Here is a 10,778-nt window from a genome sequence, read left to right as displayed (position 1 = left end):
TGGGTGTGGGTGTGGACTTATGTCGTGGGACATGCCCGGACTCATGTCGTGGGACATGGGTATTTAAGGTGTGGTGGGGTGGGGTGGACATATGTCCTGAAACCAGACACGGGCACGTTAGCCGGTATCGGCGTGGATTACTTCAACGGCGCGTCGTAAACGTCAGCTGCGTCGTCGTCACGCAGATACGCAACCCAGAAGTAGGTGGCGAGGATGAAACCGCCGCCCACAATATTGCCAAGAATCACCACGCCGATATTGAGGGCAACGGCGCCCGGCGTGAATGCGGCGTAGTCAGCGAGCCCGTGACCGGAAGCGAGGACCGCTTCGGAATTCCAGAAAGCATCCCCGCCCCAGTACTTGCACATAAGGCCGAGTGGAAGCAGGAACATATTGGCCACCGAGTGCTCGAATCCGGCGGCAACGAAAAGCGGGATGGGGCATAGACAGGCGAGAATCTTATCCGCCGTAGAACGCCCCGATTGCGCAATCCATACACCGGCACACACCGCGATATTCGCGAGCACGCCCAGGAGGAAGGCCTCCGGGATAGAATGCGCGGCCTTGCCCGCCGCGGTATGGAGGGCAACCTCCCCCCACGCCCCGCCGTTGGAGAGCGCCTGGCCCGCGCCAAAGACGAGCAACGCCAAAAACAGCGCACCAACCAAATTGCCGGCCAAAGAAGTGCCCCAGTGAGCGAAGAACCGCCGGGGACGCACCCTCTTGTGGTAGAGCGGCATAACCGTCATCGTGGTTGAGGTGAAGAGATCCGAGCCGGTCAACACCACCAGGATGAGGCCAACCGAGAAGCACAGGCCTCCCAGGACTTTCGCCGGGCCGAGCGGACCGTCGGCCAGGCCCTGTTGCGACGTAATGTAGAAAATGTAGCCCATGCCAATGAAGGCGCCGCCCGAGAGTGCCATCACGAAGGATCGCGTCAGCGGTTTCTTAGTTTTCTTGTATGCCGCGCGGGCGTTCTCAACCGCGAGGGTGTGCGGATCGGGAATGGTTATGCTCACCTCTTACTCCTTTGTCAGTTCAGCGCCCCTCATCTTATGTGAAAGTGCCCGGTGGGAGCTATAGACATTTATGAGCAGATAGGGACAGGGCACGGTGCGTGAGGGTACGACGACGGAGCTGTGCGCCCCGTCCTTGCCGGACGGAGCGCACAGCTCAACTATCTCACGCTACCTATTTAGCGACGCTCACTGCGTCGATAAACCACGGCGCCTGCGCCCAGGAGCATCGAGAGGAGGGCTGCGCCAATGGCACCACCAGCCCCGCTACCCGTATGCACGAGGCGCTGCGAGCGCCCAGCTGGTGGCGTAGGTGTTTGATCCGGCGTGGGCGCCGGCTGGGCTGGCTGCCCGGACGTCGGCACCGGTGTCGGAATCAGACTCGGCTCCCGTGTAGGTTCGGGGCTCGGCCTTCCAGGCGCCGACGGCGTGACACTCGGGTGCGGGTCAGGACGCGGAGCAGGCTGCTTGCTCGGTTCCGGTTGCGGATCTGGTTGAGGATCCGGCTCCGGGCCGGGCCCTGGATCAGGCTGCGGTGCGGGACCAGGTTCCGGTTGCGGTGCCGGTGCAGGCGGCTGCGGCCCAGGCTCCGGTGCCGGATCTGGCTCCACCGAGCATTCCTTGAGCTCCGCAGCGGTCATTGGCCGTGATTGCGTCTCGGTGCTCGGTGCCGCTGTTTCATCCCAACTCAGGGTTTCCGCATTCCAGGTATACGTGTACGTGGTCTTCGTGCGGGATTGCACTACCTGGTGGGTCTCGCAGGATTTCTCCCCATCAATCCACTCGGTGAACATCGGGGCCTTGGTGGGTTCCGGAGTGCAGGCCTTCACTTCCTCCGGAGTCTTCTCCCGCTCCTGGTTTTCGGTCTCAGTCGTGGGGATCGTATCCCACTCCAAAGTAGTGGCATTCCAGGTGACCGTATACGTGGTCTTCATACGGGTCTGCGTCACCGTATTCTTCTCACAGGTCACCTCCTCGTCCTGCCATTCCCCGTAGGCTCCCATCACAGCTGGCTGCGGATACCGTGTCAGGCTCCAGTAGCCGAGGAAGTGAACGTCGGCATCGGTAATGGTGTCGCTCGCGCGGTCCCACCCCGTGAAAGACCAGACTTCCCCGGGAGCATCCGAGTATCTCGCCTTATCGAAGGTGTCTGTGGGGGTGACAAGCGTTCCCTTCGGGAAACCCTGACCCTTCTCACCGAGGTTATCGGCGGGAGTGCGCGCCGCTAGTGCCTCTGGCAGGGCTTTTTTAGCACCGTCCGCAGCACGGAATTCATGGGTTACCTTGAAAAGCTGCTGTTGCCACACCCACGTACCGATAAATTCCTGATCGGCCCCCGTGACCTTTTTGGTGGTCGCATCCCAGCCCTGGAAAGTCCACTGGCCGTTGCCATCGGGAACCGCCGTGAAATCTGGTGCGGCCGAAGCGACAGTATCGCCCTCCGTGTAGCCAGCACCGTTTTTGGTGTCGATGGCGGGGGTCTGCTTCTTTACGCCCTCGGGCAGTTCCTTGCCGGCAGTACCGCTCACGAATGTGGAGGTCACGCCGTAAGCAGGAGCGTAGCCCGCATAGGCAGTGAGCTCATTCGGGTCCACAATCTGCGTGATAGGGGCGGCCGGCTGTGACGGTGCGGGCTCAGCGCGCGCCGTCTCGCCGCCAATTACTCGACTAGCGGCCGTGCACGGGTTCTTGTTCCCCTTGGCATCGGTCACAGCGTTAGCGGAGGCGCCGTCGGTAAAGGCCTGCGCGAAATCGTATCCCTTATTATTCGCTTGCCCGCCCGCAATCTCGGCGGGAGTGACGGCAGAGCAATACCAACCCACGAATGTGTAGGTGCCGAGCTCAGCGGTGCGGCCCAGGCTGTCGGTAATGGTGCGCGTCTCCTCGCGAACCGGGTTCGCACCCTCGTACCGGGTCATTTGAGCGGGGCGAGCCGCCGGGTGTCCCTGAAGAAGCTTCGTCGAAGAGTAGATCGTATAAGGCTGTTCTACCTCAACGTTCGGTGCTTGGGCATCGAAGTTCCCCCCATTGGGGTGATACCACATCATGGCGCGCTGTCCGAGGACCACGGTGCCCTCGTCAGAAAGCACGTAATCCCAGGCTCCGGAACCCGTGTGGTCACCGAATTCTGCGGCAGCCTGGCGGTTATCGCGAGTGACATAGTGGATCGTATTCGCGTCATCTGCGCCAGGTGCGTAGCCATCAGTGCCTTTCGCAACCGTGTAACCAATGTAGCGCTGCGCCGGCTCGTTTTGCCCGGCGTAAGGCGCTTCACTGACATTTTTGACATTCTCGCTCAGGGAAATATTGAGCTGGTTAGTGAGCTTGCCCGTTAGGAGCACCGCAGATTGTCCGTCGATCACCCGCACGTCACCGGTATCAAGGCGCGCCTTGGGCGTGATGATCACATCCTTGTTGGCATACACATTCAAACCCGGGTACTCCCCAATCCGGGCACCATCCACCTCGATGCTCGACGGATGATCCTGATGTACTGACCAGTCGCCCTTCTTGTTGCCGCCCAAACTCATGTCGTCGAGTTTCAGGTAGCCGTCATTGAAAATGCCCGCACCAACTGCCGAATAGACAAAACCTCCCGAGAGCTTCGAGGAGCCCGTCCCACCGGTGATGGTGGTAGAGCCTTCGTTGTAAATAAGACCACCGCGCCCCGAGCGCCCGGAGCTCAGCGTCACGCCTTCCAGAGCTACCGTGTTTCCCGGGCCCACGAAGAGCACACCGCCTACTTGTGTGGCAGGCCCCCAAACCAGGGTTCCGGCATTAGAAATCGTGGAATTGACAACGCGAAGATTAACCGCAGATTCTTCACCGATCCGGGTAGAAAGGGAAATCGCACCGCCGTTGGAGTCTGCGTGCACATCACGAACAGTGGAATTCTGGATCACCGCGGTGGCGCTCGATCCCGTTTCAAAGGCAATAGCACCGCCGAAGGTGGCCAGCCCCTTTCCGTTGCCGCTGCCGCGTCCGGTTAGTTGCGAATTGGTCAGTTCAAAACTTCCGGTGCCGACGATATCGATGAAACCGCCGGCGAAGGTCACCTTGGAACTATCGCTGGCCACGAAGCGCGAATTATTAATTTTGAGCGCCGAGTTCTGGCTCGCAAAAGCACCACCGGAAATTCCGTAGGCGTTCCCACGCCCCGTGAAGGTGAAATCGCTGTTATCTACAGTGACATTCGCGTTGAAAGCACGGAGGAAGCCACCGGTATTGAAGGGAGCGCCAACGTTGACGGTGCTGCCGGTGATGCGCGCCGTCGTCCTGTCACCCGCATAGATCGCACCGCCTTGGTACCCGCCCGTGGAAACCCGGGCGACGTGGTTATCAATGAAGGAAGTCCGTTCCGCCACCAATGTGGCCGCGCCGTCCATGTAGACGGCGCCGCCGTTACCTTCGTTACCGCGCACCCTTGCACCGTCCTGCGAATGATCCTTCGCCTGGTTAGTACGGAGCGTGGAATCGCTAATGTTTACCGTAGAGCGCGCCCCGGTGGCGTAAATCGCCCCACCGTTAGGCATCTGGCTGATCTGAGCACTCTGAGTTTCGGCGGGAAGGTTCCCAAAGGCAGGATTCCTCTTCGTCTCATCTGCGACCCGCATATCGTAGGTGGCCTGTGACCAGATACTCGAATTGTTTTCTATTACCGAATCGTTGGTGACGTTCAGGGCGGCGTCAAGAACGTACACGGCCCCGCCTTCGAAATTGCGGGTTCCGGCGGTTGTTCCGTTCTTGATCGCCACCTTGTCGAGGGTGGCGGTAGAGCCCGCACCGAGCCACAGTCCCCGGCGCTTACCTGCGCCATCAAGGGTGACATCAGAGAAGGTCACCTGCCCGCCAGCGGTGCGGAACATATTGTAATGGTCGTTCCCGCCCGGGGCGGCGCTCGGTGCCCCGGCCGTAATGGTATGCCCTTGGCCCTCAACACTCACATCCGCGTTGCTCGGGATCTCAATTTCTCCGGTTAGCGTGATATCTGCGCTCAGACTCACGCTCTGGCCGGCAGTGATGGCGCTACGGAGCTCCTGCTCCGTCCCCACCGTTGTCGCCGCAAAAGCCGGGGATATCAGAGCGTTCGTTGAAAAACCAAGGAGGGCTGCGGCTACTACCGCAACAATTTTCTTGCCCACGTTGTTATTCCTATCTTTAAGCTTGCGTTTCTTGCGTCGTTCGGGTGTTTTTAGTGAGAACGACGGCGCAAGCCGAGAACCCCGACTCCGGCAAGCATAAGAACTCCGGCAGCGAGCGCAAACGGGGTCGCGGACTGCCCGGTCTTTGACAGTTCTTGTGCTACTGGCGCGGGCTTAGCCGTTGGTGCGACCGTTGGGGAGATCGTGGGAGCAGCCGTGGGCGCCACGGGCGCTGGCACCGTGGGCTGCAGAGCGGAGGTCGGTGCCGGCTCCGGTGTTGGAGCGACCGTCGGCGTGTGTGAGGGCTCCGTCGATGGACGGGGCGAGGGATCCGTGCTGGGAGTATCCGTCGGATCAACCGTTGGCTCAACTGTTGGATCACACGTCGGATCGGGTTCCGGCTCCGTTGTGGGCTCCGGTTCGGGCTCCGGATTGGGCCCCGGTTCAGGTTCCGGATTGGGCGGTAGCGGTGTTTCCACAACCGTCTTCGTCCAGGTGCCCGTGAAGCTCAGGTCCGCGCCATCAACAACCGCGCTCGTGGGTTCCCACCCATCAAACTTCCACGTTGTGGCCACATCCGCACTCTCAGTACGAGTGGTACTTGTGAACTCTGTTTGCGCCGGAGTTGGCGGTGTGACTGTCGAACCCTGAGTAACCTGCTCCGAATTCGGCAAGGTGGCCATCACTTCGTCGGGGAGCGCAGAGCCATCAACCGCCACATATTTGTACGTTGCGGTGAAGACCGCGTCGGGATTCACCGCGTACTTCCAGTAACCAACGAAGTTGAGGTCACTTCCGGCCACAGTTGCCTCAGCGGGTTCCCATGTGTCAAAGGTCCAGGTGCCTTGGCCATCGGCAACGCTTGTCTGCGCGAGTGCGGGCGGGATCACCTGTGCACCGTCACGCAACTTAGTCACACGCTCCGGCACAAGTTTGGTGACGCTCTCAGGGAGCTGACGTTCAGGATCCCGACTGGCGAAAGTGAAGGTGGCATCGTTGGTAGCAACCATCGTCAAGGTCACCGGATCCGAAGTGTCGTTGAAACGCAGTGGCATGCCAAAGTAGAAGTAGTCCATCGTCATGTTGCCACGGACGGTGGGCTCCACCATCTTGAAGGTCTTGCCGGCCTCAAACTTGGACTGTGGAACATAGAAGGCGTGCGCCGGGGTGGTGAGAACAAGTTTGGCGGGCTGGTATTCCGGCTTGTCGAGGTCCGCGCCCGTCACCTTGCTGCCATCCGCGTGATGCAGTCCAAAGTGAGCGGTGAACTTGCCGGTAGTGGCATCGTATGCCGCAGTTTCGCAGCGCATGATCTCGCCAAACTTGGAGGGAGCATTCTGCTTATCCATTTCGGACTGCACAGCCTCGCAGCTAACGAAGTCCGGATTTGAGGAGACCACCGAGGGATCAACGGTGAAGGAAATATCCCACTCCCCACTGAAAGTTTTAGTGGCGTAGCGCGCCTTGTCAAAGCCGTTCTTGAACATCCACGCCATTTTGAAGATGTTGTAGCTGTTCCACACACCCTTCATATCGAGGGTGCCGCGGTAGGCAATTTGGTAGGCATCGGCGGCGGTATCGCCCTTGGAGGAGTCGTAAAGGAACTCGCTCTTACTGGTAATCTGCCCCTCGTTATCAATCGCGTAGGCGTCACTGCCTACGGTGATCGAGACATCGGTCGGAGCTGCGGAGGCAGGAACGGTACTAAATCCTATGAGCCCCACAGCAAGGAGAATAGTTAAAACAACGCGGATAGGCTTGGACAAAATGAGCTCCCCCCGAGACGCGTGCAACCATGGCAAATATTTCCTTCAGTTTACAACTGCTGAAATATATTCCGATTGCATATTATTCTCAAATGATATTCATGTCTACACCTTATATTCCAAAGATTAAGCACCTCGGCCCTTAACTGGTACATTATATATTTCAACCATATTGCACGATTGTTTGGATTCGGACCCCACTGAAGTCCTCGTATCCTAAAGTTCGGTACGGAGCGTACGTCGGGTAGCCCCGCCCCGCCCCGCGGCACGCGGGGCGCCGTCGTCGTACTAACGGCGCGCATCACTGCGCACACATCGCCCCGCACCGATGCCCATCAATCGCGCCGCACCTGCACTCAAAGCGCCGGCGCTACATACAACGGAGGGCGGGACGTACTCTCGTACCTCCCGCCCTCCGGCGTTTAGTGTTCTCGCAACCGAAAACTAAGCTCCCGGCAACCGGAAACTACGTCCCGGCACGCGCATGAACTTACTCAGCGTGCGAACCGACGCGCAGGCGCTTGAAACCGGTCACCTTGCCACCGGTCTGGGACACGATGGTCTTGACCGGGGTCTTCGGCTCGCGGGCGTAGCCCTGCTCCTCGAGAACGACCTGCTTGTAGAAGCCGTGCATGCGGCCTTCCACGATCTTCGGCACGGCCTTTTCCGGCTTGCCTTCAGCGATGGTCGTCTCGGTGGCGATGCGCTTCTCGGTTTCCACCACGTCGGCCGGAACATCCTCAATGGAGAGGTACTTCGGGTCGAGCGCGGCGATGTGCACGGCGATGTCATGCGCAACTTCGGCAGCCTTGGCATCGGTGGCCACCAGCACGCCCACCTGCGGGGGCAGGTCAGGGTTGGTGCGGTGCATATAAGCTTCCACGTGCTCGCCCTCGAGGACCTCAACGTGGGAGACTTCCATCTTTTCGCCGATAACCGCGGTCATGGCGGTGATGCGATCCGCAACGGTGCCATCGCCCAGCTTGGCGGCGAGCAGCGCTTCCACGCTATCGGCGCCGGAATCCACGGCGGCGGTGAGAATCTCATCGGCCATACCGATGAACTTCTCATTCTTGGCCACGAAATCGGTTTCTGCGTTGATCTCCACGAGAATGCCACGCTGGCCGGCAGCGGTATCGGATACATGCGAGGCCACCAGGCCGTTCGCAGCGGTGCGGTCCGAACGCTTGGCGGCGGACTTCATGCCCTTGACGCGCAGGATCTCTTCAGCCTTGGCAGAATCCCCCTGGGCTTCGTCAAGAGCCTTCTTGGCGTCCATCATGCCGGCGCCGGTCTTGTCACGCAGCGCCTTCACATCGGCGGCTGTGTAATTAGCCATGCTTCACTCCTCACTTGTAGCGCTCAGGCTTAGGCCTGGGCGTCAGCTTCTTCGGACTTGTTTTCTTCAGATTCGGTCACTTCGGCCGGAGCAGCTTCAGCTTCCGCGGCGGGAGTGGCTTCTTCAGTGGATTCCCCAGCTGCGAGAACTTCACGTTCCCATTCGGGCATCGCATCTTCGGTAGCGTTCTTGCCGGCGCCGCGAGCCAGGAGACCTTCGGCTACCGCATCACCGATGACGCGGGTAAGCAGCCCAACGGCGCCGATGGCGTCGTCGTTACCCGGAATCGGGTAGGCCACTTCATCCGGATCGCAGTTGGTGTCCAGGATGGCAACCACCGGAATGTTGAGCTTATTAGCTTCGGAGACCGCGAGGTGTTCCTTGTTGGTGTCCACAACCCACACGGCAGAGGGAAGACGGTGCATATCACGCAGGCCGCCGAGGGTCTTCTCCAGCTTGTCCTTTTCACGGGACAGCATAAGGAGTTCCTTCTTGGTCAGGCCCGAGCCGGCGACGTCTTCGAAGTCCATCTGCTCGAGTTCCTTGAGGCGCTCAATACGCTTGGCAACGGTCTGGAAGTTGGTGAGCATGCCGCCCAGCCAACGTTCGTTCACGTAGGGCATCCCGGTGCGTTCGGCCTGTTCCTTCACAGCTTCCTGCGCCTGCTTCTTGGTGCCCACAAAGAGGATATTTCCGCCGTGCGCCACGGTTTCCTTAACGAAATCGTAGGTGCGGTCGATATCGGCGACCGTCTTGCGCAGGTCAATAATGTAAATCGAGTTACGATCCGTGAGGATGTAACGCTTCATCTTCGGGTTCCAACGGCGGGTCTGATGCCCGAAGTGCACACCAGCTTCCAGCAGCTGGCTCATGGTGACGACAGCCATGCGGCGTCCTTTCTCAGGCGCCATCATTACGATGGCGCGGTATCGGTTCTTGCACGACGGCGGAATTGCCGCCGCGCCCTGGTGCCCACGAACCGCGGTTCCCATATGCGCCACCCACTGGGCAGCCCGTGCCGGGACCGATCCGCGACCCTCTTATGCGGGCACGCGTATTACGACCGGAGATAACCGGCCGCCTGTACATATTACCCCACCCGGAAAAACGGGGAACGGCGCGCGGATGTGATTTTCGCGGGAATTCTGCGGCTAGAACGAAGACGCACACGGGGCCACATGCAGACGGGGCGGGCGGAGCGAGCACCGCTTACAAGAGAGCACACGCGACGTCTCAAAATGTGAGTGGGATTGTACAGCACTACCACATGACTATAGGATGACCTGCATAGTTACTGAAACTGCAATCTAGGAGCGACCTGCCCTATGGGAGTCCTTGAATCCAAATACCTATCGCATCAAGGAAATTCTCTTTATATAAAAATGCGAGAAAGTCGTATTCTCGCACGCACTTAGCGATGATGCGCGCCCGGAGCTTATATCTATCTCTCTGAAACCCGGGTGAGTACACCTATGTACTTTCCTAAATGGTGCGTGCGATAGGGGTTCATGCTGCCCTGAATACGGCAATTGGATTGATAAGGATAAGGATTTTGATAGATCCTCATATTCCCGTCCTCGACGTCGCCCACGTACGGCGCGTTTTCGGGAAAGAAAAATTTGTTGCAGTTGAAGACGTGTCCCTCCAGGTCCAGGCAGGCCAGGTACATGCCTTACTCGGCCCGAACGGGGCCGGGAAAACCACAACGGTGCGGATGTGCGCGACCTTGCTGGCTCCCACGTCGGGACAGGTGCGGATCGCAGGGATCGACGCGGTGCGCCATCCCGAGAAGGCCCGCGCCTGCCTGGGCTTGGTGTTGGGCGGCGACCTTGGGTTTTATCCTCGAGCTACGGCGCGCGATAATCTCCTCTATTTTGCCGACTTGCAAGGGGTAGCAAGCGGGCAGCGGCACGGCGCCGTCAGTGATGTTCTTGAGCGCGTTAAACTCACCGATTCTGCCGGGGCCAAGGTGGGGCAGTTTTCGCGTGGGATGCGCCAGCGTCTCCACCTGGCGCGCGCCTTATTGGGTGCCCCACCGCTCCTCCTTCTTGACGAACCGACCACGGGGCTGGATCCCGACGTGGCCCTAACGGTGCGCGATATTATCTGCGACGTTGCCGCCAATGGCACCGCCGTGCTCCTCACCTCGCATTCCATGCCGGAGGTGGAAGAACTGGCGGATATCATCACCGTCATCGGCGCCGGCAAAATCGCGGTGCACGGCAACGTTCGCGATATTGCGGACTATGCCGGGGTGGGTGCAACCACAACCTTTACGCTGGGTGCGCGCAAGGCGGATATTTTCGCGGGCCTCGAAGCTGAATTCCCCGAAGCGGTGATTATTCGCCGTCCGCGCGGGGGCAACTGGGCCGTCACGATCTACTGGGATGCGCGCTCCGGTGCGCGGGCCAAAGGCCTGGTGGCGCTCCTCGGGCACGAGCCGGAGGACCTGGTTACCCGCCCGGCCTCGCTGGAGGAAACGTATCTCGCGCTGGCAGATGGGTTGGCGCGGTGA

At 59.8% G+C, this 10,778-nt stretch carries 6 protein-coding genes; 1 reads left to right on the top strand and 5 read right to left on the bottom strand.

Annotated features, from left to right (window positions below):
- Positions 1–137: 137 nt before the first annotated feature.
- The 5 genes from PWJ82_RS02060 to rpsB form a co-directional block, all read right to left on the bottom strand.
- On the bottom strand, positions 138–1,019 hold the full coding sequence (locus PWJ82_RS02060) for a formate/nitrite transporter family protein (protein ID WP_016442488.1): 882 nt from the start codon (positions 1,017–1,019) through the stop codon (positions 138–140).
- A 176-nt stretch (positions 1,020–1,195) separates the two neighbouring features.
- Positions 1,196–5,158, bottom strand: a complete 3,963-nt coding sequence (locus tag PWJ82_RS02055; protein ID WP_274735094.1) for an SHIRT domain-containing protein — start codon at positions 5,156–5,158, stop codon at positions 1,196–1,198.
- 50 nt (positions 5,159–5,208) lie between these two features.
- The gene (locus PWJ82_RS02050) at positions 5,209–6,924 is read right to left on the bottom strand and encodes an SHIRT domain-containing protein (RefSeq protein WP_274735093.1); all 1,716 of its coding nucleotides are present in this window, start codon (positions 6,922–6,924) and stop codon (positions 5,209–5,211) included.
- Between the two features lie 490 nt (positions 6,925–7,414).
- Positions 7,415–8,263 (bottom strand): translation elongation factor Ts, encoded by an 849-nt coding sequence (gene tsf / locus PWJ82_RS02045; protein WP_016442485.1) that lies wholly within the window; start codon positions 8,261–8,263, stop codon positions 7,415–7,417.
- A 29-nt stretch (positions 8,264–8,292) separates the two neighbouring features.
- Positions 8,293–9,150, bottom strand: coding sequence for a 30S ribosomal protein S2 (gene rpsB, locus PWJ82_RS02040; protein WP_274735091.1), 858 nt, complete (start codon positions 9,148–9,150; stop codon positions 8,293–8,295).
- Positions 9,151–9,815: 665 nt separating this feature from the next.
- Here rpsB and PWJ82_RS02035 point away from each other — a divergent pair.
- Positions 9,816–10,778: an ABC transporter ATP-binding protein gene (locus PWJ82_RS02035; RefSeq protein ID WP_274735090.1), complete on the top strand. Its 963-nt coding sequence runs from the start codon at positions 9,816–9,818 to the stop codon at positions 10,776–10,778.

This window comes from Actinotignum schaalii (genome assembly GCF_028864145.1).
In the GTDB taxonomy this organism is placed as follows: Bacteria; Actinomycetota; Actinomycetes; order Actinomycetales; family Actinomycetaceae; genus Actinotignum; species Actinotignum schaalii_B.
This window is presented reverse-complemented; position numbering and strand designations above follow the sequence as displayed.